This is a genomic window from Mesorhizobium sp. 128a, assembly GCF_053848025.1.
Genome location: NZ_JBSPKY010000004.1, coordinates 347,764 through 372,159, shown reverse-complemented (window position 1 = coordinate 372,159; position 24,396 = coordinate 347,764). Strand labels below are relative to the sequence as shown.

Sequence of the window (24,396 nt, the reverse complement as noted above, 5' to 3'; positions counted from 1 at the left end):
GTATTTCCCGGGCGCCTCATTGGTGGCAGACAGGTGATATAGCGGGCTTGTTGGCTCGCCGGCAACGGAGACGAGACATGTTTGCGGCCCAGACCATCGACAGCACCGACAAGCCGGCCTTCTACCGCGAACTGGCCACCCAGTTGAAGGCGCTGCTGGACGGCGAGAGCGACTCGGTCGCCAATGCAGCCAACACATCGGCGCTGATTTTCCAGATGGTGCCCGATCTCAACTGGGCCGGTTTCTACTTCCTGGCCTCCGACGAGGAACTGGTGCTCGGGCCGTTCCAGGGCAAGCCGGCCTGCGTGCGCATTGCCGTCGGCAAGGGCGTGTGCGGCACCGCGATCGATCTCGAAATGTCGATGCTGGTCAAGGATGTGCACGAGTTTGCCGGCCATATCGCCTGCGACGCGGACTCGCGCTCGGAACTGGTCGTGCTGCTCAGGGACAATGACGGTGTCTTCGGCCTGATCGACCTCGACAGCCCGACGCCCGGCCGCTTCGACAAGGAAGACCAGGCCGGCATCGAGGCGCTGGCCGCGATCTATGTCGCGGCGAGTTCGTTCGAGGATTAAGCGAACTTCACCAGCATCAGGCTGAAGCAACCGATGAACAGGAAGGCCGAGAAGGCGAGCGCCAGCGGGCGCAGGCCGCGCGAGCGCAGCTGCGAAATGTTGGCCTGCAGGCCCATGGCGGCAAGCCCCATGGTCAGCATCATGGTGGTGCCGAGCGCCATCGCCGACTTCACTTCGGCCGGTACCGTGACCAGGCTGTTCAGCGCCACGACGGCGATGAAGGCGGCGACGAACCACGGCATCGGCGGCCGCGCCCCGGATTGATCGCTTGACCGGTTGCTCTTGCGCCGCGCCATCATGCCGAGCGCGATGACCATCGGCGCCAGCATGGCGACGCGGGTGAGCTTGGCGACGGTGGCGATCTCGCCGGACTGGGCGCCGTTCTGGAAACCGGCGCCGATGACCTGCGCCACCTCGTGGATCGAGGCGCCGGCCCACAGGCCGAACGCATGCTGGTCGAGGCCGAGCAGAGGCGCCAGCAGGGGGAAGCCGAGCATGGCGATTGTGCCAAACAGCGTGATCGAGGCGACGGCGTAGGTGACGTCCTCGTCGCGCGCATCGGTGACGATGTTGGTGGCGACAATGGCCGAGGCACCGCAGATCGATGTGCCGGCGGCAATCAGCTGCGCCAGCTTGCGGTCGACGCCGAGCAGCCGTCCGAGCGTGATGGTGAACAGGAAGGTCGCGCCAAGCGTGGCGGCCACGATGCCGACGCCGCCGGCGCCGATGGAAACGACCTGGCCAAGCGTCAGCTGGAAGCCGAGCAGCACGATGGCAAAGCGCAGCAGGCGCTTTTGCGAGAAGGCGATGCCAGCCTTGGCATGCGCCGGGGTGCCGAGCACGTTGGAATAGATCATGCCGGCGACGACGGCGAGGATCATCGGGCTGAACAGCGCAAAGCCGGAGACATTGTGAGCGGAGAAGGCGACCGCCGTGATCATCGCCACCAGCACGATGCCGGGAATGATGCCGTTCCACACCTGGTCGAGCCGCTTGCGGCCCGCGGCCAGATCGGCGGAAATCAGGCTTTTCGGAATATCGTTCGCGATGTGGGTAACGGAAGACAATGCAATTCTCCAGGCGGGCATCCCGAGAGAATGCCATTCCAGAACCAATCTTTCCAACGAATTGTTTTGGTTGGAATGATCGATTTTTACGAATGATAGGGATTGGCCAAGTGCCACTGTGTCGGACAGGCTGGGCCAATTCCAAAATCTTGACGCGCCAATGTTCCTGCTTCAGCCTGGCGTCATGTTGGTCTTCTCGATCGCCATCGCCGAGCGACGCCGCCCTTGCACACTGCGGAGCGGCAAGGCGCGACGACAAAGACCGGCCCAATAAATCCGGTTCGTTCGTTTCCAGCCCGCCGCGATAATTGCCGGCGGGTTTTTCATGTCTGGAGCCTTGCTATGACCAATTCTTCCATCCGGTTTCGGCCGGCCGAGCCGACGGACGCTGCGGCCGTCAGAGAGATCGTGCGCGCCGCCTATGCCAGATGGGTGCCGGTGATCGGCCGCGAGCCGATGCCGATGCGCGCCGACTATGACAGGGCGGTTGTTGAACATCCCTTCGATCTCGCCGTCGAGGGCGACCGTATTGTCGGCATGATCGAAACCGTGCTGGTCGACGATCACCTGTGGATCGAGAATGTCTGCGTTTCTCCGGACGCACAGGGCAGGGGCATCGGCAGGCTGTTGCTGGAGCGGGCCGAGCAGAAGGCGCGCGAGGCCGGCCGGTTCGAACTGCGCCTGCTGACCAATGGCGCCTTCGCAGCCAATGTGTCGCTTTACAAGAAGCACGGTTATACGATCGACCGTGAAGAGCCGTTCATGAATGGCATGACGGTCTATATGAGCAAGAGGCTGGCGTGATCGCCGACAAACAGAGGAGGATCGGATGGCAATCAGGGTCCGGTTGAAGCCACTCCCGGGGCGGTATGCGGTTTCGCGCCTCGAAGCAAAAGACAGCATTCCCGGCTGGGCTGACGGACCGGGCTTCGTCAGCATCACCAGGACCGAAGACGAGCTTTCGGTCGTTTGCCTTCAGGAGCGGGTCCCGGACGGCGTGAAGCACGACAGGGACTGGGTCGCCCTGAAACTCCAGGGTCCCTTCGCCTTCGACGAAACAGGCATCGTGCTGTCGGTGATAAAGCCATTGTCGGAAAACGAACTGGGCATTTTCCTGGTATCGACCTTCGACGGCGACCATCTGCTGGTGAAGGCCGCTGATGCGCCAAGGGCCGCCGTTCTTCTGACAGACGCCGGCCATACACTGCTTTAGCGCTTGCAGTCGCGACCGCCTCAGGTCTGGCTCAATCGCTTGGACCCTTGCATGTGGCGCTGGCGTTTGACAGCACCGTTTGCGCATCGTTATCTCTAGAAGAATACGACGATCACCCCACATTTGCTGGCGACCCCCAGGGAGAAGTCCATGTCTCACAATCTGCAGTTCTATATCGATGGCGCCTGGGTCGATCCGGTCGTGCCCAACAGTTTCGATGTCATCGACCCCTCCAACGAGGATGCCTTCGCGCAGATTTCGCTCGGCTCCAAGGCCGATGTCGACAAGGCAGTGGCCGCGGCAAAACGCGCCTTCGATACATACGGCTTCACCTCGGCCGAGGAACGCCTCGACATCCTCAATCGCATCATCGAGGTCTACAAGAAGCGCAGCGCCGATCTGGCGCTGGCCGTGTCGCGCGAGATGGGCGCGCCGCGCCAGATGGCGCTCGACAGCCAGGTCGGCATTGGCCTCGCGCATCTCATGAAGATCGCCGAAGTGCTGAAATCGTTCGAATTCCGACACGTCAAGGGCTCGTCCCTGATCGTCAAGGAGCCGATCGGCGTCGTCGGCTTGATCACGCCGTGGAACTGGCCGCTGAACCAGATTACCTGCAAGGTCGGTCCGGCACTCGCCGCCGGCTGCACCATGGTGCTGAAGCCCTCGGAAATCGCGCCGATCGACGCCATCATCTTCGCCGAGATCATCGACGAGGCCGGCGTGCCGAAGGGCGTCTTCAACCTCGTCAATGGCGACGGCCCGGGCGTCGGCCAGGCGCTGTCCAGCCACCCCGATATCGACATGATGTCGTTCACCGGCTCGACCCGAGCAGGCATTCTTGTGGCCAAGGCGGCGGCCGACACGGTCAAGCGCGTGCATCAGGAACTTGGCGGCAAGTCGGCCAACATCCTGTTCCCTGATGTCGATCTGCAAAAGGCCGTCAGCAAGGGCGTCGCCGGCTGCTTCAGCAACTCAGGCCAGTCCTGCAACGCGCCGACGCGCATGTTCGTGCCGCGCGACCGCCATGACGAGGCGGCCTCCTATGCCAAAACGGCGGCGGAAAAATTCACCGTTGGCCCCGCTGATGCCGCCGGTTCCAAGCTCGGCCCGGTGGTCAGCCAGCTTCAGTTCGACAAGATTCAGGACCTGATCCAGGTCGGCATCGACGAAGGTGCGACATTGGTCGCCGGTGGCCCCGGCCGCCCGGCCGAGCTCAACCGCGGCTATTACGTCCGCCCGACCGTGTTTGCCGACGTCACGCCGGACATGCGCATCGCCAGGGAAGAAATCTTCGGGCCGGTCCTGGCGATCATGCCTTATGACACCGTCGAAGAGGCGGTCGGCACCGCCAATGACACTGTCTATGGGCTGGCCTCCTACATCCAGGCCAAGGACATCCAGAAGGCCCGCGACGTCGCCGCTCGCATGCGCACCGGCAATGTCTACATCAACTATCCGCAGTGGGACGCCGGCCTGCCTTTCGGCGGCTACAAGCAATCCGGCAACGGCCGCGAATACGCCGAATACGGGCTCGAGGATTTCCTCGAGATCAAGGGCATCGCAGGCTACGAGGCGGCGGAGTAGGGACTAGCCCTCGGGATCGGCAACCAGCCGGTCCCGGGTGCCTCAGCTCTCAAAAGTGCGGCGTCACTCTTCCCGGAAAGCTTTCTCGATCTGGTCCGACAGCGGCTTCACCAGATAGGAAAGCATCGTCCGATCGCCCGTCGGGAAGAACACCTCGGCCGGCATGCCCGGCGCCAGCGCCAGCCCGTGCAGCTTGGCGACCTCGGTTTTCGGCAGCGTCACCCGCGCAACATAGAAGGCTGCTCCGGTGCGCTCTTCGGTGGTGAGATCCGCCGAGATCCGCGACAGCGTTCCGGTCAGTTCCGGCGTGGTTTGCCGATTGAAGGCCGACAGGCGCAAGATCGCATTCTGGCCCATCGTGACCTGGTCGATGTCCTGCGGTGCAACATGCGCTTCAACCGTCAGGTCGTCCGTTACCGGCACGATCTGCATGACCTGTTCGCCGGGCGTGATCACGCCGCCAATCGTATGCACGGCCAGCTGCAGCACCACGCCATCCTGCGGGCTGCGCAGATCGATGCGCTTCAACTGATCCTCGGCCGCGACCTTGCGTTCGACGAACTCGGAGATCTTTCCTTGCGTTTCGCGTAAATCGGTCGCGACCTCGCTGCGAAGATCCTGGTCGATCTGGATGATCTGCAGTTCGATCTCGGACGCCTTGCCTTTCACCTGGGCAATTCCCGCCGTCAACTGCCCATGCTCGCCTTCGAGCCGCACCGCGTCCCGTTCCAGCGCCGTCATGCGCTCGATCCCTATCAGCTTGCGATGCCACAGGGACCGCACGCCCTCCAGCTCGATCTGGATCAGCTCGATCTCGCGGCGTTTGGCCTGCAGCTGCTCGGTCAGGCCGGCCGTCTCCTGCGTCAACTGGGCGATCCGTTCGCGCAATTGCGATCTCTGGCCAGATCGAGCCTGGCGCCGGAAATCGAACAGTGATTGTTCTCCGGCCATCGATGCGGCGACACCAGCTTCGTCGCGCCGCGATGTCAAAACCTCCGGAAAGCTGATCGTGTCCTTGCCGTCACGCTCTGCCTCCAGGCGCGCCAACCGTGCATAAAACTCATCCAGACCTTTTGAGACGATCGCCAGGTTGGCGCGCGTTACCGTCTCATCCAGGCGCACCAGAATATCGCCGGCTTTGACCCGGTCGCCTTCACGCACCCTGATCTCGCCGACCACGCCGCCCGTCGGATGCTGCACCTTCTTTACATTGGAATCGACCACCAGCCGACCAGCTGCGATCACCGCACCCGACATTTTGGTCACGGCCGCCAAGCCGCCAACACCTCCGACAAGCAGCAGACAGGTAGCAACCCCGGCCACGAGATAGCGGTGGACCTGCCTGTGATGCAAAGCGCTTCTGTCCTCGCTCATGCCGGAATGCCTCTCTCCGTGGCGGCAACGACCTTGAGAGGTGCTGCCGTTCGGAAAACCTTGTTCAGCACCTCATCCTTAGGACCGAAGGCCTGCACATGCCCATTGGCCATCACCAGCACCGTATCGACATTGGCCAGGACAGTGGATCGGTGCGCGACGACGATAACGATGCCGCCGCGGTCTCTGATGCCCTGGATGGCGGCGGACAAGGCCACTTCACCGTCCGCATCGAGATTGGAATTCGGCTCGTCCAGGATGACCATGAACGGATCGCCATAGAGGGAGCGCGCAAGGGCGATACGCTGCCGTTGCCCGGCCGACAGCGAAGCACCAGCTTCGCCGACTCTTGTGTCGTAACCGTCGGCCAGATGCACCACGAGATCATGCACGCCGGCGGCCTTGGCCGCCGCAAGCACCATGTCGGATGACGCATCCGGGTCGAAGCGGGCGATATTCTGCGCAATCGTTCCGTCGAACAGCTGCACATCCTGCGGCAGATAGCCGATATGTTTGCCGAGCTCCTCGCTCGGCCACTGGTCAAGCGTCGCGCCGTCCAGCCGCACGGCGCCCCGCGCCGGCAGCCAGACACCCGCAAGCGCACGCACCAGCGACGATTTGCCGGAAGCGCTCGGACCGATGACCCCCAGGCCCGATCCCTTGGCCAGTGAAAAACTGGCATCCCACACCGCCGGCTTCTGTTCGCCCGGTGGCGCGACACTGACATTCTCAACCACCAGCGTGCTGACCGGCGCGGGCAGGGTTACGCCGGTTGCGCCTTCCGGCAGCGCAGCCAACAGCTGCTTCAGGCGTGCCCAGCTTTGCCGCGCCGCAATGAAACCCTTCCAATGCGCTATCGCCAGTTCGATCGGAGCCAGCGCCCTGCCCATCATGATCGAGCTTGCGATCATGATGCCGCCGGTCGCCTCTTGCTTGATCACCAGATAAGCGCCGATCGCCAGCATGGCGGATTGCAGCATCAATCGCAGGATCTTGGAAATCGTGCCAAGCGTTCCCGCAACATCGCTGGCCGCCGCATGGGCGTTCAGGTACTCGGCATTGACGGCATGCCAGCGCTCGGCGATACGCCCACCAAAACCCATGGCCTGCATGGCTTCGGCATTGCGCCTTGTCGCCTCGGCCAACGTGCTTCGGACGGCTGCGTGCTGTCCGGCGACCCTTGTCGGGCCGCGGGTCCGGAATTCGGCAAGAAGCGTCAGTGCAAACAGGACAACGGCGCCGGCAAGCGCGGTAACGCCGATCCAGAAATGAAAAATAAAACAGATGCCGATATAGAGCGGCATCCATGGCAGGTCGAACAGCGCGGTCGGTCCGGCACTGCCGATAAAGGCGCGAACCTGGTCCAGATCCCGCAAGGGCTGCAGTCCGTCACCGGAAGGCTTGGCGCGCAGCGGGAGGCGCATCAGCGCCGAATAAACGGACGGGCTCAGCTTTGCGTCCAACCCCTGTCCCAGTCGCACCATCAGGCGAGAGCGGATCAGCTCCAGCACCCCCTGAAACACGAACAGTGTTCCCGCAAGCACCGCCAGGCCGACCAGCGTCGGCACGCTGCGGCCCGGAACGACCCGGTCATAGACTTGCAACATGAAGAACGAGCCCGTCAGGGTCAGCACGTTGACGACCCCGCTCATCAGGACAATGCCCGAAAAAGCACGTCGAAAGGACGACAGAATTCCGACCAGCGTAAGCGGCGGCGATGGCGTCAGCTGCATGCAGGCTCGCAATCAGGATATGGCATCTCGCCCCTCAATACGTAACTGCCTTGAGTGTGACATGGACGGGCAAGCCGGCCTCGAACCGGGCGCTGCCCCTGGCCACCAGCCAGCCGTCGGCACGCTCCAGGCGCGCAACGACCTGCAGCGTTGGTGAAGCAGTCGAGCTTGCGGGCAGGGGCAGGGAAAATTCTATCGTCTTTGAGCCGCCCTCGCTTTTGAGGCTGGTTTTCGCGGCGCGACGTCGCGCACTGTCCTGAATGGCGGGATCCTCGAGATAGATCTCGAGATGGCCTTCCGGGATAGTTTTGCCGCCCACGAAGGTGACTGCGCCATGAATATCTGTCGATTGCGCAGCCGCTGCCCCGGCGGCCGCGGCGACAGCCGCGACCCCGGCGGCCATCAACACTGTGCGGCGGTCGGTCATCCGTGCTCTCCCTTTTTCGCTGCGTTACCTGTGCCAACTGCACAGGAGTGACCAGCGTCGTACCAATGCATGTTGCCCAAACGTGACCCGGGGCATGCACAAAACCGAAGACTAAAAACGCGTCGCCTCTATCCGTTTCAACGCGACGCGATTCAGGAGGGATGCCTGGAAGCACCCCTCCTGGTATCGCGTTAGATGACAATGAAGTCTGCAGCCGAAAGATCCAGATTTGTATTCAGGTGCGCAAATTGAATGGCTGCTTCCTGTCCGGAACCATCGGCGTCGTAAGACAATATTCCACTGTCGGTGTCGTAGATGATGCGGTCGTCGGCATCATGAGCAGCACCGGCTGCGCTCTTGTAGAATGAGCCCAGGGCAAGAGCGCCGTCGCCGCCAACACTGGCAAAGATCAGGTTGTCCAGCAGGATCGTATCGTCGGCGACCTTGAAGTCCTTGATCCAGTCGATATTGCCGTTCCCGAGTTCTGTCGAGAAGCGGAAATAGTCCTGGCCCGCGCCGCCGGTCAGCGTGTCGGCAGCCAGCCCGCCATCCAAAAGGTCGTTGCCGCTGCCACCGTTGAGCGTATCGGCGCCCGCAACGCCCGGCTGAGCTGGTGCTGGCGGGAATTCGACCGATACGTTCACCTTGTATGTCGAGCCCACCGGCACCTCTTCCACCCAGCCATCCCCCGGAGCCGTGTCCGACCAGCGGCCTTCCAGAATATAGTAGGTTCCGGTTTCCTGAACGATGAAGCTCGTGCTCGAATCCCTGCCATTTGTGGAGCCGGGGTCGTCGCCGCCATCGTCGTTCTGGGCAACGACATTGCCATCGCTGTCCAGCAGCCTGACGATGCTGTCATGGACGTTGGGGTCGGCAATTCCATCGATGTCGATGGTGATGATCGTGCCGGCCGCCAAGTTGACGCTGTAATACGCGCCCAGGCCGTTTCCGGTGGCGTTGACGGTCGTGTGAAGCGTGGTCGTCGAATCGAAAATGTCGGGGTCGGCGGCCAGCGAGAAGTTGTTCGAGATGTCGAAGGCAGTTGAGGTCGAATTGTTCGTCGCGTCCGGTCCGAGGGTGGCGTAGCCGGTGCCCATACCCGGGCGTGGCGGAGCATCGCCCTGATAGGCGAAATCGCCGAGCAGGGTGTCATCGCCGCCGCCGCCGTCGATCGTGTCGGCGCCGCCCTGGCCGGTCAGCACATTGGCCGAGCCGTCGCCCGTCAGGTGGTCGTTGAAGCCAGAACCGGCCAGATTTTCGATCGAGATATAGGTGTCGCCGCCGGATTTGCCGCCACCCAGTCTGAGGCTGAGCCCACTGGTCGCGTCCGCATAGTCCGCCGTGTCGCTGCCTGCCCCGCCATTCAATATATCGGCGCCGCCGCCGCCGGTCAGCGTGTCGTTGCCCGCGCCGCCGGAAAGTTTGTTGGCCTGGGCGTTGCCGATCAGATGGTCGTCGAAGAATGAACCGACGGCGTTTTCGAAGCCGACGAGGATGTCGTGCCGGATCACGGTGCCGCGCCCGACGATCTGCACCGGGCCATCGCCGTCGCCGCCGTTGGCCGTGCCATTGGCGAGGTCGATCGTCACACCCGAGGAACTGCCTTCGTAGACGACCGTGTCGATACCGGCGCCGCCATCCAGATAGTCCTGGCCGGCGCCGCCGATGATCGTGTCGTTGCCGCCTTCACCGTAGAGGATGTCGCCGTCATTGCCGCCATCCAGTATGTCGTTGCCGCCGCCGCCATTGAAGTAGTCGCCGCCGCCCCGGCCCCAGAAATGATTTGCCGCGGACGTGCCTATGAAACGGTCGATGCGGTCATCGGACCCGATCAGGTTCTCGATGCTGTAGAAGGTGTCGCCCGTGCCGGTGCCGCCATTGGCAACGTCCGTCTCGAGGTTGACGAGCAGCTGGAAGGGGCTCTCCTTGCTATAGTCGACCGTGTCGACGCCCGCGCCGCCCCTGAATATATCGACGCCATCCTGGCCGCTCAGCGTATCGTCGCCGTTGCCGCCGTCGAGAATATCGTTGCCCTGGCCGCCGAGGATGGTGTCGTTGCCATTGCCGCCATAGAGCGTGTCGTTGCCGTCGTCGCTCTCGGTCTGGTCGGGAAGGTCGGCGACGTCGATGGTGTTGTTGATGTCGCGGCTGGCGAGCGAGTCGCGGCCGCCGATGATGAGGTCATCGCCACCCTGGCCGAAGATCGTGTCGTTGCCGGCGCCGCCGTCGAGCGTGTTATTCCCATTGTCGCCGATAATGACGCTGGTCATCGTGTTGTCGCCGATGATGGGAGGCGTTTCGCCGCCGCCATCTCCCGGCTGGGGTGTCGACTCGTCGGCGTAGATGATGTGTTCGACGTTGGCGATTTTGCCGATCCGCAGGCTCCTGGACATCAGGATGACCGTGTCGTCCCCGCCATCGGCTTCTTCGCGCACGATGTCGTCGAGGGAATCGACGAAGTAGGTGTCGTCACCGCCATTGCCAGCCATGCGGTCGCCGCCGCCGCGGCCATCCAGCACGTTGTCTCCGTCATTGCCGATCAGGACGTCGTCATGGCTGCTGCCGATGCCGTTCTCGATGTAATAGTCGGTGCCATCGGCGTTGTGGCCGGCAAAGATCGACACATTGTTGCTGTGGCCGTTGACGCTGGAGAACTGTCCGGCGCGCAGGTCAAGGATCGTGCCGGCCGTGGAGCCCGAGAAGTCGATCGTGTCGGTTCCGCCGGTGTCATGGATCACAAAACCGACATCGTGCTGCATGCCCGAGGAGGTCAGCTGGTAGCCATATTGTGTGCTGCCGAAGCCGTAGACGTTGTCGCCCGTGTTGAGGTCGATATGCTGGTAGGTGCGCACTCCGTTCTCGTCGACGGTCGAGAAAAAGCGGCGGATGACGGCTTCGATGTCGGCCATCATCGGCGTTGCCGCCGACCAGCGGGTGGGTTCGCCGACATCGATCCCGTCGAAATAGGACATGACGCTGTATTGCTGACGGTCGTAGGTCCAGGTCGCATTGTTCAGATAATTGATCTGTACGCCGCCGGGACCGCTGTAATTGTAGAGGCCGGGATGGTTCAGGCCGAACTCGTGGCCGAATTCATGGATGAAGGAATCGAACACATAGCCGCCAATATCGGTCTTGTTGTGCTCGGTGTCGTGGAAACGCTGACCTATGCTGACATAGCGGTCGTTGGAATAGGCGCTGCCGTCGTCCTCCTCGCCCAGTTCCGGGCTGACAACCTGCATCCAGTCCGTTGCGCTATTGTATGGCGCATTGTCGACGATTTCGAACTTCAGAGGGGTGACACTGGCCCACATCTGCAAGGCGCCGATCGCGGCGGCCTTGTACTCGGGATGGTCGTTGAGGTCAGAGACATTGATCCGAAGCGTTCCCGCCGCGATCTCCGGCGTCAGCGACCGGTCCAGCGCTCCGAGGTAGTCGAGGAAGGCGCCGTAATCTTCGCTTTTGCCATACGGATTATCCGGCGTCTGGTCGTTGACCCACCATTGATCGCTGGTCTGGCTTGGGTTCGGCATCGTTGGGACTCCTTGTCTTACAACCGTGGCAATTACGGCTGTACGGTTTAGCTTGTGCCAACCACCGACAAGCATCGTTTGCGCTTGCCGGTCGAGCCCCGTCCCAATGCCGACAATGCTATTGGAATCTTCGCTTGTCTAGCCTCTGTTCGCGCTCAATACATATGAGATTATTTGGCGCGCTTAACTCGATGGACTTTGAGATACTCGCTTGGTGTTATTTGCGCTCGCGCTAATATACGTTTTGTACCTCGCCCCACTTCAGCCCAGCCGGCAAAGCCAAGGTGCTGGGCACCAGACGGCCGGCTGATACAGCTGGCGGCGAACGCGCAGGCGTGCTTCAGGAACGGCGCGCGAAATGCTCATACGTCACGCGCCAGGGGGCGCTCTCCGCGCGTCTCTCCTCGCCGATCCAGTGAAAGCTGTCGGCGGTGATCTCGGTGAACCGCCACCGGGCCTGGAGACCGCGCGAGTCGGTGCCGATCTGGACAATGTCCTTGCCGTCGGCCCGCCCGATCTGGCGCGAATAGTCCTGGTTGAGCGGATCGCTCCAGATGATGTGCCAGCCGCCGATCCCGGGATCGAAGATGCGCAAGGTCGTGCCATACATGGTGGAAGGGGCAGGTCGCCTTGGCCTGATCCAGATGTCCTGAATGGCGCGGCCTTCCAGCACCCAGCCGAAATGGCATTCGCCATCCCATTTCTGAAGCGTGCCGTCTTTGCGGTGGTGGAGCGTCTCCATGTCCCAGCTGCCAATCAACCATCCATAGAGATCCATGTCTCTTGCCCGGTCGGCCGCGGGACCTTCAGATCCGAGGGCGGTGAGAAACGTCGTCATGATTGTCTCCACGGCAAGCTGCGCCAAAACACTGGAACATCGGCGCCACAATCACTGCAGCGTTGCGCGCTCAGGGTCTTGGGAAAAATTGCTGTAGTGCCGCGGCGCCGGCCTTCCACGTTCGCGCGATGTCAGATCCATGCGCCAGTACTAATGTAGCGACGGCGGGTACCCCAATGCCCGCCTGGCCGGCGCCTCCTCAGGCAATCTCTTGGATGAGCGGCGCCGGCCGCCGGCCTGGGCGGCGACCAAATTCCTGCCGCGGGAATGCCTGGCCAAACAGGCGCTTATCGCTGGGCAGTTTTGGTGGGCATTCCGATATGCCGCTGCCCTAGTCGGTCCCTTACGGTGCCTCGTCTTCCCAGCCGGCCAGCTCCGGCAGGTCGTCAAGCCAGCTCTTCTCTGTGATCGAGGTTTCGCCGGCCTGCGGTGCCGCCTCTGTGGCGTTTTGAATGAGCCAGTCCATCCACTTGCGATAGGCGGCCGGGGCCAGTTCGGGCGGCAGCACCCTGGCCTTGGCCAGCATACGTTTGCGGAAACTGAGCTGCCTGCGCAGCTTGGTCGTCGTGAAGTTGATGGTCTTGCCCTGGTATTCGACCGTCCAGCGCCCATCGCCGTGGCTGGCGAGCCTGTCGATGGCAAAACCGGCATCGACCGGCCTGTCGCGCCAGGGAAGCTCGATGGCGCTCCTCCTTAGATCGAGTGCCCATCGCCGGTAGTCGGCGCCGGCACGCTGGGGCGGCAGCACACCAGCCTGTTCGAGGATTTTCCTGCGGAAGGTCGGCTGCTTTTTGATCTGCCCGGTGGTCAGCTCGACGCGATGCCCACGCAGTTCGACGTGCCACCGGATCCTGCCATTGCCGACATATTTCACCAGCCTGTCGATGACGAACTCGTCATCGGAAAGCGTCACGCATCCTTGGGCGACGCTCTCGAAAATGTACTGGCTATCGGTGGGCATGATTTGGCCTTGTGCAGGAAGCTGTACCAAGCTTAGCCAGTAGACGCACCAGCGGCCAACGATCTTCTTCGCTCCGGCACTCTTGCCAGGCTCAAGGCGTTCGAGAGGTCATCGAATAGCGCCTCCATGCCAGATTCTGGATCGAACCGCATCGATGATGTGAATCCCTGTTTGAACACAGCCTCGCTGCGGTCCCGCCGGACCTGCAAATAGCCCAGGTCAACGGTTCAGTGTTCTACGGTCCCAGGAGCCGAATGCTGGTATCGCGACGCAGTTCGGAATCGGCGCGGTCGACGCCTTCAACCGTGATCGCGATTGTCCCGTTCTCAATTCTTGCGATCCACCCCTTCGCCTTCATGTACCAGAGATGGAATTCGAGATGCTCTCGCGGACAGCCTAACAAGCGTTCGATTTCGACGTCGCCAATGCCGGGGTTGCTGACATCCTGGCGGCGCTTCACATAGAGCAGAGAAAGCAGTTTGGCCTGAACCACGGCGTCCTTCTGAACGCCCTTGGCGTCGCTTGCTTCCTCCACCAATTGAATGTGCAGCCCGGCATGCTCTCGATAGGAGATGTCGTACTGCGCGCGCTTGACCGGATCTTTCAGGACGTTGTGTGCTTCTACTATTTCACTGAAGCGGGCTTCATTTCCGGTTTGCTGATTGTCGGGATGATAGCGCATCGCAAAATAGCGGAATATTCGCTCAAGCGTCTCCGAGTTGGCGTTCGGGCTGATCTCCAAGAGTTCGTAGTAATCGACGAACAATGCGCTGCTCCCTCAAACATCGCCCCGAAAAACCAAAAGCCTGGGCCGCCTTATCTGTTGCGATCCAGGCCGTCAACCGTCGGGTTTCTCAGCGATGTTGCGCTGGCTTGAGGCCAGCCACAAGCCGGACTTTGGTCCCGGCCTAAGCCGGTACCGGCAAGGCAATAAACGCGCTGGCCTAGTTATCAGCGGCAGGCGGCCGGCCTAGTGGTGTTCCAATGGATGAACGCTGCAGCGAAATAGCGGTCATTGCGGAAGCCGACAAAGTGATAGCCTCGGCTGTGCCGGTTTCGGTGCGTCCGATGTCCATTGCGTGTTCCTGTTCTTCCAAGTTTTCTCACAGGAAGTTTTGCAGGAAATTCAAGGAGATGGCTTGGCTGGGGAACCTGGATTCGAACCAGGACTAACGGAGTCAGAGTCCGTGGGTCTACCGTTAACCTATTCCCCAGCACGCGCTGTTGCGCGGGTGGGCCGCCGAAGCAGCCGCGCGTGCCTTGTAGCCGCCGCCGGAAAATAGTCAAGCCTGCGCTGCGTTTCAATCTCTGAGTTTCATCAGGGCAGGCGCGCTGGGGCGGCGCCGGCGTCCAACGTGATCCTCAGCTCTCCGTTCGGCTGTATTGCGAGTGCTCGAAGAACAGCACCACGCCAAGCGCGATCAGCAGCGGGATGATCAGGTAGAACAGGCGAAACACCAGCAGTGCCGCCAGCACGCCAACCGGGTCCATCTGCGACAGGCCGGCCAGGAACACGACCTCGAACACGCCGAGCCCGCCGGGCGCATGCGAGATCTGCGCAACGGAGAACGACACCAGGAACACGCCGAGGATGACGAAATAGCCGGGATTGCCGGCCACGGGCAGGGCAAAGAAAATGATCGCAGCCGCTGCCAAAAGTTCGATCGGACCGATCAGCAATTGCCGCGCCACGATTTGCAGCGCCGGATAGTGCAGCTGGAAGCCGGCGATTTTCAGCGGCTTCAGATGCAGCCAGCTGCCGAAGATATAGGAGCCGACCAGAATGAGCAAAGCGAGGCCGGCTGCGATCGACAGCCCGTGATGCGGGGCGCCGGAGAAGCGGCCGATGATCTGCGGCTCGAACACCAGCACCAGGCCGCCGACCAGCAGGCTGGAGAGCACGAAGGTGATCCAGCAGATCGCCACCAATATGCCGACATCCTGGCCGGTGAGCCCCCTGGTGCCATAGGCGCGGTAGCGGATCACGGCGCCCGACAACACCGACCCGCCAATGTTGTGCGACAGCGCGTAGGTGGTGAAGGAGCAGAAGGTGACGAACAACCACGACACCTTCTTGCCGATGTGCAGCAGCGCGATGTGGTCGTAACCGGCGAGCGAAGCATAGGCGACCACCGCACTCAGCGCCGCCAGAACCCAGCCGCGCGTCGGGATGGCGACGATGCCGTCCCAGACATCGTCGAGCGAAATGCCGCGCAGCTCATGCCACAGCAACAGCAGCGAGAAGATCACCGCTGCAATGCCGATGACCGGCCACAGATAGCGCCTCCAGTTCATGGAGTTCTCGTCATGCGTTGCTGCCCATCGCCCAGGCGGGCGCGAAAAAACCCGCGATTCACCAACACTACCCCTCATTTCAGAAATGCCTCATTGAAGCCGGCTATTCAACCGGACAAGCCGCGCTATTCCACCCCAAAAGCATTGCCGCTGCATGATGCCGGCAAAATTTGACCCGCTGCTCTTGGTGATCGGGTCCCGCACTGATACTCTGGCGGCAACTTAAAACATTTAGGTGCCTGCTGCGTCCGGTTTCCGGTTCGCGCGGCGCCGGAAGGACCCGAAGTGGAAGACCACGACACCGGCGCAGGCGCGCCGGAAGTGGGCGTGTCCAGGGCTTCGCCGCCGTCAGGTCGGCCGAGCCCCTCCGCCGGGCGGCCCCGCCAGGCGGGGCCTCAGTCCGGTGACGGACAGGCCGGCGACGCCCAGCATCAGCGAGGCAAGGCGAGAAAGCGGCGCAAGCGCCGGCGCGGACGCAAGGTTTTTGCACGCGATGAGTTGGCGGTATCGACGCACCTTGTTGCAGCCGGCCCGCCGGCCGTCAGCGTCGCTGCCCCGCCTCTGGTCGCACCTCCGGCGCCGCAGCCCAGGCCTGAACAGCCCATTCAGCGGCCGCCGATGCAGGAACTGCCGGTGTTTGCCGCGCTCGATCTCGGCACCAACAATTGCCGGCTTTTGGTCGCGGTGCCGCAGCGTCATGGCCAGTTCCGCGTCATCGACGCCTTCTCGCGCATCGTCAGGCTGGGCGAGGGGCTGACCGCCAATGGCCACCTGAGCCAGGCGGCGATGGACCGCGCCGTCGAGGCGCTGAAGGTCTGCGGCGACAAATTGCGCAACCGCAAGATCAGGAAGGCGCGGCTGATCGCCACCGAGGCCTGCCGCACCGCAGATAACGGCGTAGAATTCCTGCAACGTGTCGAGCGCGAGGCAGGGCTGAAACTCGAGATCATTGACCGTCAGACCGAGGCCCGCCTTGCGGTGTCGGGCTGCGGCTCGCTGGTCGAGCGCGACACGCAAGGCGTTGTGCTGTTCGACATTGGCGGCGGCTCGTCGGAAATCGCGCTGATCGACCTCACCGGCCAGCGCTCGCCGCGGCTGGCCAACCACATCGTGTCGTGGACCTCGCTGCCGGTCGGCGTCGTGTCGCTGGCTGAACGCTTTGGCGGCCGCACGGTGACCCGCGAGATCTTTGCCGCCATGGTCGACGATGTCGCCGTGCGACTGAAAGCCTTCGACGGCCGCGACCGGCTGAGCCATGTGCTGGCCAGCCCGAAATTCCATCTGCTGGGCACTTCAGGAACGGTGACGACGCTGGCCGGCGTCCATCTCGATCTCGAACGCTACGACCGTCGCCGCGTCGACGGCCTGTGGATGGACCGCGACAGCGTCGACCGCATGGTCGAAAAGCTTGTCGGCTGGGATTTCCAGCAGCGCTGCGCCAACCCGTGCATTGGCGCGGACCGCGCCGATCTGGTGCTGGCCGGCTGTGCTATCCTCGAAGCCATCCGCGCGGTATGGCCATCGGAGCGCCTGCGCGTTGCCGATCGCGGCCTGCGCGAGGGGATTCTGAGCGAATTGATGGCCGACGACGGCGTCTGGCGCAACAGTGGGAGGGGCAGGGCATGAAAGCTAGCTGTGCCATGTTGGTGAATGGTCGACCCCCACTCCGTCGAGCTTCGCTCGACACCTCTCCCCCGCTCGACGGGGGAGAGGAAAGGCGCGAGGTCTCCGGACTTGGCACCCTTCCTCTCCCTCCGGAGGGGGGAGAGGTGGCGCTGCGAAGCAGCGACGGAGTGGGGGACGGCGCTCGCGAGTTCCGCAGTCGCCGAAAAACGGCCACAGCGAAAAGTGGCTATTATCCGCGAGAGACCACGCTCGGGCAAGAAATCAGGCAATGACCAAAAAACCCGAAAAACCGGGCTCCGCCGGCATCCGTGTCCTGAAGACGCGGATCAAGAAGAAGTCTGGCCTGAAGGAATCGTCGCGCCGCTGGCTGCAGCGCCACATCAACGACCCCTACGTCCAGCGCTCCAAGGCCGATGGCTACCGCTCGCGCGCCGCCTACAAGCTGATCGAGATCGACGACAAGCATCATCTGCTGAAGCCTGGCATGAAGGTGATCGACCTCGGTGCGGCCCCCGGCGGTTGGTGCCAGGTGGCGGCCGCGAGGACGAAATCCACCGCGGAAAACCCGCATGTCGTCGGCATCGACTATCTCGAAATGGATGCGGTGCCCGGCGCGCCGGTGCTGCTGATGGACTTCCTCGACCCAGAGGCGCCGCAAAAGCTCGCCGAGGCGCTTGGCGGTGACCCCGATGTCGTGCTCTCCGACATGGCCGCGCCGACCACCGGCCACAAGCGAACCGACCACATCCGCACCATGCATCTGTGCGAGGTGGCGGCCGATTTTGCGCTGTCGGTGCTGAAGCCTGGCGGGCATTTTCTCGCCAAGACCTTTCAAGGCGGCGCTGAAAACGAACTGCTTTCCATGCTCAAGAAGAACTTCCGCTCGGTCCACCACGTCAAGCCGCCGGCATCGCGCGATGAATCGGTCGAGCTCTATCTGCTCGCCAAGGATTTCAAGGGGAGAGAGCCGCTGTCAGGCGGGTCGGAGCGTCCGGAGGGCGTTCCGAACGCCTTGAGCACTGGCGGCGAACGTGAAGGACAAGGCGAGCCCGAAGCATAGCACTTGCAATAGGAATTTGGCGTTCTGAGTGGACGGACATATGCGAGGAGCGATGCGTCAATGAAAAATGTTCAACTGATCGATGGTGCCGACAATTCTGCTTACAATATTTATGCAGTGCCAGATGAGGATTTTGAATTACTGTTTCCGAACGGTCAGGATATCGAGTTCATCGAGGATTTTGTTAAGCGCGTTGGGCGCAAGAAGGCTGCAAAAGTTATCGAGAATCTAAATAAAGGACTACAAAAGAAAACTTTAGCTAACGGAATACATGGAACACTGTTTTATGAGTTGAGGCGGAAGAAGAGGCATCTTTATCCGAACAAAAGGTTTTCCGATGATCCTTCATCGGCGCATTGATGGCACGGATTGCGGTTGACTACAGTGACGGTGCACTCAATTTCGTGAACGGTACCATTTTCTTTCGCCCGAAGCAGAGCGTGGAGCAGGGTGACGCGCAACGGCGTTCGGGCGAGGCGTACGTAGTAAGCCGCGTCAATTGCCGGGCGGGCTTACCGCCTCCAGCTCCTTGGGCGTTGTCAGCCGGCCATGGCCCGAGACGGCGTTGCCGGCATCTGGCGCCAGCCGCATGAACGACAGCGATGCCGCTGCGGAAATCGCCGCCACGATGAAGAAGGCGAGATGGAAATCGGCCAGCATCAGCGGTCCGCCATGGACGCTCTCCGACACTTCCAGGATGCCGCCCGCCACCGCCACGCCCAGCGCGATCGACAGCTGCTGGAAGACGGCGGTGATCGGCGTCGCCTTGCTGGTGTCTTCGGCCGACACCTCGGCATAGGAGAGCGCGTTGACGCCGGTGAAGAACATCGAGCGGATGAAGCCACCGACCAGCAGCATGGCCAGCATCAGCGCGTAAGGCGTTTCCGGGGTAAACAGGCCGTATATGGCGATCGATGCGGCGGCGATCAGCGAGCCCCAGATCAACACCCGGCGGAAGCCGGCAAGCCGGAAGATCAGCGCAGTGACGAACTTCATGCCGATGGCGCCGATGGCCGAGACGAAGGTGATCATGCCCGACTGGAACGGCGTCAGCCCGAAGCCGATCTGGAACATCAGCGGCAGCAGGAACGGCACGGCGCCGATGCCGATGCGAAACAGTGAACCGCCGAGCACCGAGGAGCGGAACACCTGGTTGCGGAACAGTTCCAGCGCCAGCAGGGGATTCTTGGATCGGCGCGCATGCAACAGATAGAGCGCGCCCGACACCAGGCCGACGGCCACGGTGGCAAAGCCGATAATCGGCGGCAGATAGGGCAGGCTGACAACCGACAGGCCGAACACCACACCCGACGCCGCGAGCCCGGAGAGCACGAATCCAATGAAATCGAGCGGCGGTGTCTCGGCGGCATCGGTCTGTGGCAGGAAGCGAGTGGCGAGCCACATGCCGAGCAGGCCGATCGGCACGTTGATCAGGAAGATCCAGTGCCAGGTGAAATAGGTGGTGATGAAACCGCCGATCGGCGGGCCGACAAGCGGTCCGACCAGCGCCGGCACGGTCAGCCACGACATGGCGGCAACCAGTTCGCTCTTCGGCGTCGCGCGCACCAGCACCAGGCGGCCGACCGGCGTCATCATGGCCCCGCCTATGCCTTGCAGGAAGCGCGACACGACGAAGGCCGGCAGCGAATTGGAGATGGCGCAGGCGAGTGAGCCGAGGATGAACACCCCGATCGCGGCGCGAAACACGTTCTTGGCGCCGAACCGGTCGGCCATCCAGCCGCTGATCGGAATGAAGATCGCCAGCGACACGAGATAGGCGGTCAGCGCCAGCTTGAGCGCGATCGGGCTGGTGTGGATGTCGACGGCGATCGCCGGCAGCGATGTTGCAATCACGGTCGAATCCATGTTTTCCATGAAAAGCGCGACCGCCAGGATGAGCGGAATGATGCGGTTCAACGAACGCGTCCGAATTGGTCAAAAAATCGCGTGTCGGTCGGGGCAAACCGATGCAAGTGGGCGGTATCACGCCTTTCCCCCGATGTCGCATTAATTTGCTGTCACTTTTGTGCGACCGCAAGCCTTGGTGGCGGCTAACAGGGCAACCGCAACACTTTGCGGTGAGATGCAATCATCTTCTTTCCAACGCCATCGCGACGTGGTACCAGCCAGCGCCAATCCTGAAAGGGAAGAAACGAGTCGGCGCTGTCCATTGCGGTCCAGCGCTTTTTTGTATTCCCCCCAGCGCGTTTGTATTCAAGGGACTGGCCATGGCAAAAATCATCGAAACGTCCACCGGCGCTCTGGCGCTGACCTTTGACGACGTGCTGCTGCAGCCCGGTCACTCCGAGGTCATGCCCGGTGAGACCGATATCCGCACCCGCATCGCCACCGACATCGACCTCAACGTGCCTATTCTCTCGGCCGCGATGGACACGGTCACCGAGGCGAGGCTTGCGATTGCCATGGCCCAGGCCGGCGGCATCGGCGTCATCCACCGCAATTTTTCGCCGGCCGAACAGGCCGAGCAGGTGCGCCAGGTCAAGAAATTCGAATCGGGCATGGTCATCAACCCGGTCACCATTGGCCCCGACGCGACGCTGGCCGACGCGCTGGCGCTGATGCGCACCTATTCCATCTCGGGCATTCCCGTGGTCGAGAATGGCGGCACCGGCGGCCAGAAGATCGGCCGCCTGGTCGGCATCCTGACCAACCGCGACGTTCGCTTCGCCTCGGATCCTTCGCAGAAGGTCTATGAGTTGATGACCCGTGAGAACCTGATCACGGTCAAGGAGAATGTCGACCAGGACGAAGCCAAGCGGCTGCTGCACCAGCACCGCATCGAGAAGCTCGTCGTCGTCGACAAGCAAGGCAATTGCGTCGGCCTGATCACCGTCAAGGACATCGAGAAGTCGCAGCTCAACCCACATGCCACCAAGGACGCGCAGGGCCGCCTGCGCGCCGCCGCCGCCACCAGCGTCGGCGATGACGGCTTCGAGCGCGCCGAACGGCTGATCGATGCCGGTGTGGACCTTCTGGTCATCGATACCGCGCATGGCCATTCGCAGCGCGTGCTCGATGCCGTGACGCGGGCCAAGAAGCTCTCGAATTCCGTGCGCATTCTCGCCGGCAACGTCGCCACCGCCGAAGGCACGCAGGCGCTGATCGATGCCGGGGCCGACGCCGTCAAGGTCGGCATCGGCCCAGGCTCGATCTGCACCACCCGCATCGTCGCCGGCGTCGGCGTGCCGCAACTGTCGGCCATCATGTCGGCGGTCGAGACGGCGCACAAATCCGGCGTGTCGGTCATCGCTGACGGCGGCATCAAATATTCGGGCGACCTGGCCAAGGCGCTCGCCGCCGGCGCCAGTGCAGCCATGATCGGCTCGCTGCTCGCCGGCACAGATGAAAGCCCTGGCGAGGTCTATCTGCACCAGGGCCGCTCCTTCAAGGCCTACCGTGGCATGGGTTCGGTCGGCGCCATGGCGCGCGGCTCGGCCGATCGCTACTTCCAGGCCGAGGTGCGCGACACGCTGAAACTGGTCCCGGAAGGCATTGAAGGGCAGGTGCCTTACAAAGGACCTGTGTCTGGCGTGCTGCACCAGCTTGCAGGCGGGCTAAAAGCCGCTATGGGTTATGTCGGTGGCCGCGATCTCGCCGATTTCCGGGAGCGCGCCACCTTTGTGCGCATTTCCAACGCCGGACTTCGTGAAAGCCACGCCCATGACGTCACGATTACCCGCGAAAGCCCCAATTATCCTGGCGGAGCCTGACCAGCAGCCAGAGCGGAACATGCTCTGGCGCCATCAGGCGGCGATCGTGCTGCGGCTGGCGCGCCATGCGGGCGCGCTGTGTTTTGCCTCCGCGGCGGTTTTCATCGCCATGACGCTGCTGGAATTCTTCTATTTCCGGCAGTTGAGCGGCGGCCTGTCGTCGCTCGATGTGCGCTTTGAAGGGTTCACGCCGGATGAGGGCATGGCCTGGCTGACAGCGCTCGGCCGGCGTGGCAGCGAGATCATCCTCGTCTGGCACTACCTCACCTTCGACCTTCTGTTCCCGGCGCTGCTGTCACTGACCATGGTCAGCCTGATTCTCGCCACAGGGCGGCGGCTGAAGCCCTTTCGCGCCCTGCCCGTACAGGTACAGTCGCTGTTGGCGCTGGTTGTGGTGCTGCCCTACACCTGCGCCGATTATGCCCAGAACATTGCGGTGGCACGGCTTTTGTCCGATGCGCTGTCGGCCAATCCGGATTCGCTGTCCTTCGCGTCGTCGCTGATCGTCACCAAATTCGTGCTTCTGGCCATACCTGTCGCCGTCATCGCGGCCTTCATTGTCGCCAGCCGGCGACGTCCACAGGCATGAACGACAAGGCAGGGGCAACGCCATGAGCCAGACCGCAATCTTCTGGCCGATGCTGGCGCAGGTGCTGCTCGTCTATATCGTCTATGTGGTGATGGGCCGGCGCCGCTACGGTGCGGTCAAAACGGGCGAGGCCAAGGTTGGCCAATACAAGGCGCGCACGACCGAGCCGGCGTCCAGCGTCACGGTCGCCAACAATCTCATCAATCAGTTCGAACTGCCGGTGCTGTTCTACGTGCTGTGCCTGGCCCTGCACGCGACCAATGGCGTCAATTATCTGACCTTGGCCTTGATGTGGATTTTCGTGATTTCCCGCTATGGCCATGCCTGGGTCCACCTGACCAGCAACAATCTTCGCTTTCGCAGCCGCGCCTTCTACCTGGGCGCGATCATTCTCTTGCTGGCATGGATTCTGTTCGCGCTGCACCTGCTCGGCCTGGTTTGAGCAGGCGCTGACTTTCCCTTCCCCTTTTGGGAGGAGGTGGTCGAGCGAAGCTCGGTAGCATGAGGGGCGTTCCAGCTTGGCGGGGATGGCGATCCGTCACGCACCCCTCAACCGTCTCGGCGCCGCGTGCCGATCAACCTTCTCCACAAGGGGAGAAGGGGAAGGCGGATGCTACAAATCGAACACCGCGATCTTGCGCTTGTCGAACTTGATGCCGATTTCGCCGCGCACCAGCTTCAGCGCGGCCTCGCCGAACACGGCGCGCCGCCATCCCTGCAGCGCCGGCACGTCGGCGGCTTCGCCTTCGGCAGCGATGCGGTCGATGTCGTCGCTGGACGCCAGCACTTTCGAGGCGACGCCTTCCTTCTCGGCGACGATCCGCAACAGCACTTTCAGCAGCTCCGCAGCCGCGCTCGAACCCTCGGGCGGCTGAAAGCTCTTGGGCAGCTTCGGCATCTCTTCCCGGGGCAAGGCGAGCGCGGTGTTGACCGCGCCGAGCAATGCGGTTGCTGTCGATGACCGTTCCCAGCCTTTCGGCGTGGTGCGCAGCTTGCTCAACGCGGCCGCATCGCGCGGCGCCTGCTGGGCGACCTCGTATATGGCGTCATCCTTGAGCACCCTGCCGCGCGGCACGTCGCGCTCACGCGCCTCGCGCTCGCGCCATGCCGCCACCGTCTGCACGACCGCCAGCTCCTGCGGCTTGCGCAGCCGCATCTTCAGCCGCTTCCAGGCATCTTCGGGGTGCGGATCGTAGGTCTCGCGCGAGGTCAGCACCTCCATTTCCTCGTTCAGCCAATGGGCGCGGTTTTCCCGCTCCAGTTCGGCGCTGAGGTGCTTGTAGACATCGATCAGATGGGTGACGTCGGCCAGCGCATAGTCGAGCTGCTTGTCGGACAGCGGCCGGTGGCGCCAGTCGGTGAAACGCGACGATTTATCGAGCCGGGCGCCGGTGATGCGCTGCACCAGCTGGTCGTAGGAGACGCTGTCTCCGAAACCGCAGACCATGGCCGCGACCTGGGTGTCGAAGACGGGATGCGGCACCAGATCGCCGAGATGGACGATGATTTCGATGTCCTGGCGCGCGGCGTGGAAGACCTTGACCACCGCTTCATTGGCCATCAGCCGGAAGAACGGGGCGAGGTTGATATCGGGCGATAGCGGGTCGATCAGCGCGGTGACGCCGGGCGCCGCCATCTGGATCAGGCATAGGATCGGCCAGAACGTCGTTTCGCGGATGAATTCGGTGTCGACGGTGACGAAATCCGACTTTTCGAAAGCGGCGAGAACGGTCTCGAGTTCTGTCTGGGTGGTGATGACGTGCATCAAATCGCTTTTGGCAAAGAGTAAG

The 24,396-nt window shown here is 62.5% G+C and carries 21 protein-coding genes and 1 tRNA gene; 10 read left to right on the top strand and 12 right to left on the bottom strand.

The features are described from left to right. Positions 1 to 77: 77 nt before the first annotated feature. Positions 78 to 575 (top strand): GAF domain-containing protein, encoded by a 498-nt coding sequence (locus tag ACWTU9_RS10595; protein WP_455858232.1) that lies wholly within the window; start codon positions 78 to 80, stop codon positions 573 to 575. On the opposite strand, the gene ACWTU9_RS10590 is transcribed toward ACWTU9_RS10595, so the two are convergent. Then, positions 572 to 1,642 carry a YeiH family protein gene (locus ACWTU9_RS10590; RefSeq protein ID WP_455858231.1) on the bottom strand — a complete coding sequence of 357 codons (1,071 nt, stop codon included), beginning with the start codon at positions 1,640 to 1,642 and terminating at the stop codon, positions 572 to 574. The genes ACWTU9_RS10595 and ACWTU9_RS10590 overlap by 4 nt on opposite strands. A 342-nt stretch (positions 1,643 to 1,984) precedes the next feature. Between ACWTU9_RS10590 and ACWTU9_RS10585 the strand changes: the two genes are divergently transcribed. From ACWTU9_RS10585 to ACWTU9_RS10575, 3 genes are all read left to right on the top strand, one after another. Further along, positions 1,985 to 2,446 carry a GNAT family N-acetyltransferase gene (locus ACWTU9_RS10585; RefSeq protein WP_455858230.1) on the top strand — a complete coding sequence of 154 codons (462 nt, stop codon included), beginning with the start codon at positions 1,985 to 1,987 and terminating at the stop codon, positions 2,444 to 2,446. A 25-nt stretch (positions 2,447 to 2,471) separates the two neighbouring features. Further along, positions 2,472 to 2,855, top strand: a complete 384-nt coding sequence (locus ACWTU9_RS10580) for an ACT domain-containing protein (protein ID WP_454576740.1) — start codon at positions 2,472 to 2,474, stop codon at positions 2,853 to 2,855. A gap of 150 nt (positions 2,856 to 3,005) precedes the next feature. After that, positions 3,006 to 4,439, top strand: coding sequence for an aldehyde dehydrogenase family protein (locus ACWTU9_RS10575; protein WP_455858229.1), 1,434 nt, complete (start codon positions 3,006 to 3,008; stop codon positions 4,437 to 4,439). Positions 4,440 to 4,502: 63 nt separating this feature from the next. Here ACWTU9_RS10575 and ACWTU9_RS10570 read toward each other — a convergent pair whose 3' ends face one another. From ACWTU9_RS10570 to ACWTU9_RS10530, 9 genes are all read right to left on the bottom strand, one after another. Beyond that, positions 4,503 to 5,813, bottom strand: coding sequence for an HlyD family type I secretion periplasmic adaptor subunit (locus ACWTU9_RS10570; RefSeq protein WP_455858228.1), 1,311 nt, complete (start codon positions 5,811 to 5,813; stop codon positions 4,503 to 4,505). Further along, entirely contained in the window at positions 5,810 to 7,546 is a 1,737-nt protein-coding gene (locus tag ACWTU9_RS10565; protein ID WP_455858227.1) for a type I secretion system permease/ATPase, read from the bottom strand. The genes ACWTU9_RS10570 and ACWTU9_RS10565 overlap by 4 nt, the downstream gene beginning before the upstream one ends. Before the next feature lie 34 nt (positions 7,547 to 7,580). Then, the gene (locus ACWTU9_RS10560; RefSeq protein WP_455858226.1) at positions 7,581 to 7,973 is read right to left on the bottom strand and encodes a hypothetical protein; all 393 of its coding nucleotides are present in this window, start codon (positions 7,971 to 7,973) and stop codon (positions 7,581 to 7,583) included. Between the two features lie 191 nt (positions 7,974 to 8,164). Continuing rightward, positions 8,165 to 11,506, bottom strand: coding sequence for a M10 family metallopeptidase C-terminal domain-containing protein (locus ACWTU9_RS10555; RefSeq protein WP_455858225.1), 3,342 nt, complete (start codon positions 11,504 to 11,506; stop codon positions 8,165 to 8,167). A gap of 340 nt (positions 11,507 to 11,846) precedes the next feature. Beyond that, complete coding sequence (locus ACWTU9_RS10550) at positions 11,847 to 12,344, bottom strand: hypothetical protein (RefSeq protein WP_455858224.1); 498 nt, start codon at positions 12,342 to 12,344, stop codon at positions 11,847 to 11,849. A 343-nt stretch (positions 12,345 to 12,687) separates the two neighbouring features. Then, complete coding sequence (locus ACWTU9_RS10545; protein WP_455858223.1) at positions 12,688 to 13,305, bottom strand: hypothetical protein; 618 nt, start codon at positions 13,303 to 13,305, stop codon at positions 12,688 to 12,690. 235 nt (positions 13,306 to 13,540) lie between these two features. Further along, complete coding sequence (locus tag ACWTU9_RS10540) at positions 13,541 to 14,071, bottom strand: DnaJ domain-containing protein (RefSeq protein WP_454589367.1); 531 nt, start codon at positions 14,069 to 14,071, stop codon at positions 13,541 to 13,543. Between the two features lie 374 nt (positions 14,072 to 14,445). Beyond that, a tRNA-Gln gene (locus ACWTU9_RS10535) sits at positions 14,446 to 14,519 on the bottom strand. Positions 14,520 to 14,667: 148 nt separating this feature from the next. After that, positions 14,668 to 15,600 (bottom strand): lysylphosphatidylglycerol synthase domain-containing protein, encoded by a 933-nt coding sequence (locus ACWTU9_RS10530; protein ID WP_455858222.1) that lies wholly within the window; start codon positions 15,598 to 15,600, stop codon positions 14,668 to 14,670. A 285-nt stretch (positions 15,601 to 15,885) separates the two neighbouring features. On the opposite strand from ACWTU9_RS10530, the gene ACWTU9_RS10525 reads away from it, so the two are divergent. The 3 genes from ACWTU9_RS10525 to ACWTU9_RS10515 all read left to right on the top strand — a co-directional run bounded on the left by ACWTU9_RS10525 (position 15,886) and on the right by ACWTU9_RS10515 (position 18,646). Continuing rightward, positions 15,886 to 17,226 (top strand): Ppx/GppA phosphatase family protein, encoded by a 1,341-nt coding sequence (locus ACWTU9_RS10525; RefSeq protein WP_455858221.1) that lies wholly within the window; start codon positions 15,886 to 15,888, stop codon positions 17,224 to 17,226. 268 nt (positions 17,227 to 17,494) lie between these two features. Further along, complete coding sequence (locus ACWTU9_RS10520) at positions 17,495 to 18,286, top strand: RlmE family RNA methyltransferase (protein WP_455858220.1); 792 nt, start codon at positions 17,495 to 17,497, stop codon at positions 18,284 to 18,286. Positions 18,287 to 18,346: 60 nt separating this feature from the next. After that, positions 18,347 to 18,646 carry a hypothetical protein gene (locus ACWTU9_RS10515; protein WP_455858219.1) on the top strand — a complete coding sequence of 100 codons (300 nt, stop codon included), beginning with the start codon at positions 18,347 to 18,349 and terminating at the stop codon, positions 18,644 to 18,646. A 135-nt stretch (positions 18,647 to 18,781) separates the two neighbouring features. On the opposite strand, the gene ACWTU9_RS10510 is transcribed toward ACWTU9_RS10515, so the two are convergent. Further along, complete coding sequence (locus tag ACWTU9_RS10510; protein ID WP_455858218.1) at positions 18,782 to 20,203, bottom strand: MFS transporter; 1,422 nt, start codon at positions 20,201 to 20,203, stop codon at positions 18,782 to 18,784. Positions 20,204 to 20,514: 311 nt separating this feature from the next. On the opposite strand from ACWTU9_RS10510, the gene guaB reads away from it, so the two are divergent. Genes guaB through ACWTU9_RS10495 form a run of 3 tightly spaced genes read left to right on the top strand, consistent with a single transcriptional unit; the run spans position 20,515 to position 23,048 of the window. Further along, a complete protein-coding gene (guaB, locus tag ACWTU9_RS10505; RefSeq protein WP_454576727.1) occupies positions 20,515 to 22,017 on the top strand; it encodes an IMP dehydrogenase in 1,503 nt (500 codons plus the stop codon). Between the two features lie 19 nt (positions 22,018 to 22,036). After that, entirely contained in the window at positions 22,037 to 22,606 is a 570-nt protein-coding gene (locus ACWTU9_RS10500) for a hypothetical protein (protein ID WP_455858217.1), read from the top strand. 22 nt (positions 22,607 to 22,628) lie between these two features. Beyond that, positions 22,629 to 23,048 carry an MAPEG family protein gene (locus ACWTU9_RS10495; RefSeq protein WP_454589360.1) on the top strand — a complete coding sequence of 140 codons (420 nt, stop codon included), beginning with the start codon at positions 22,629 to 22,631 and terminating at the stop codon, positions 23,046 to 23,048. Positions 23,049 to 23,219: 171 nt separating this feature from the next. Here the strand turns inward: ACWTU9_RS10495 and rnd are convergent, their stop codons facing one another. After that, positions 23,220 to 24,371, bottom strand: coding sequence for a ribonuclease D (rnd, locus tag ACWTU9_RS10490; protein ID WP_455858216.1), 1,152 nt, complete (start codon positions 24,369 to 24,371; stop codon positions 23,220 to 23,222). Positions 24,372 to 24,396 lie beyond the last annotated feature (25 nt).

Excerpts from the sequence above, each read along its gene's own strand:
- ACWTU9_RS10515 (WP_455858219.1), top strand. The coding sequence starts at position 18,347 with ATGAAAAATGTTCAACTGATCGATGGTGCCGACAATTCTGCTTACAAT.
- rnd (WP_455858216.1), bottom strand. The coding sequence starts at position 24,371 with ATGCACGTCATCACCACCCAGACAGAACTCGAGACCGTTCTCGCCGCT.
- ACWTU9_RS10560 (WP_455858226.1), bottom strand. The coding sequence starts at position 7,973 with ATGACCGACCGCCGCACAGTGTTGATGGCCGCCGGGGTCGCGGCTGTC.
- ACWTU9_RS10495 (WP_454589360.1), top strand. The coding sequence starts at position 22,629 with ATGAGCCAGACCGCAATCTTCTGGCCGATGCTGGCGCAGGTGCTGCTC.
- ACWTU9_RS10570 (WP_455858228.1), bottom strand. The coding sequence starts at position 5,813 with ATGAGCGAGGACAGAAGCGCTTTGCATCACAGGCAGGTCCACCGCTAT.
- guaB (WP_454576727.1), top strand. The coding sequence starts at position 20,515 with ATGGCAAAAATCATCGAAACGTCCACCGGCGCTCTGGCGCTGACCTTT.
- ACWTU9_RS10565 (WP_455858227.1), bottom strand. The coding sequence starts at position 7,546 with ATGCAGCTGACGCCATCGCCGCCGCTTACGCTGGTCGGAATTCTGTCG.
- ACWTU9_RS10520 (WP_455858220.1), top strand. The coding sequence starts at position 17,495 with ATGACCAAAAAACCCGAAAAACCGGGCTCCGCCGGCATCCGTGTCCTG.
- ACWTU9_RS10580 (WP_454576740.1), top strand. The coding sequence starts at position 2,472 with ATGGCAATCAGGGTCCGGTTGAAGCCACTCCCGGGGCGGTATGCGGTT.
- ACWTU9_RS10575 (WP_455858229.1), top strand. The coding sequence starts at position 3,006 with ATGTCTCACAATCTGCAGTTCTATATCGATGGCGCCTGGGTCGATCCG.
- ACWTU9_RS10555 (WP_455858225.1), bottom strand. The coding sequence starts at position 11,506 with ATGCCGAACCCAAGCCAGACCAGCGATCAATGGTGGGTCAACGACCAG.
- ACWTU9_RS10500 (WP_455858217.1), top strand. The coding sequence starts at position 22,037 with ATGCTCTGGCGCCATCAGGCGGCGATCGTGCTGCGGCTGGCGCGCCAT.
- ACWTU9_RS10585 (WP_455858230.1), top strand. The coding sequence starts at position 1,985 with ATGACCAATTCTTCCATCCGGTTTCGGCCGGCCGAGCCGACGGACGCT.
- ACWTU9_RS10545 (WP_455858223.1), bottom strand. The coding sequence starts at position 13,305 with ATGCCCACCGATAGCCAGTACATTTTCGAGAGCGTCGCCCAAGGATGC.
- ACWTU9_RS10550 (WP_455858224.1), bottom strand. The coding sequence starts at position 12,344 with ATGACGACGTTTCTCACCGCCCTCGGATCTGAAGGTCCCGCGGCCGAC.
- ACWTU9_RS10530 (WP_455858222.1), bottom strand. The coding sequence starts at position 15,600 with ATGAACTGGAGGCGCTATCTGTGGCCGGTCATCGGCATTGCAGCGGTG.
- ACWTU9_RS10595 (WP_455858232.1), top strand. The coding sequence starts at position 78 with ATGTTTGCGGCCCAGACCATCGACAGCACCGACAAGCCGGCCTTCTAC.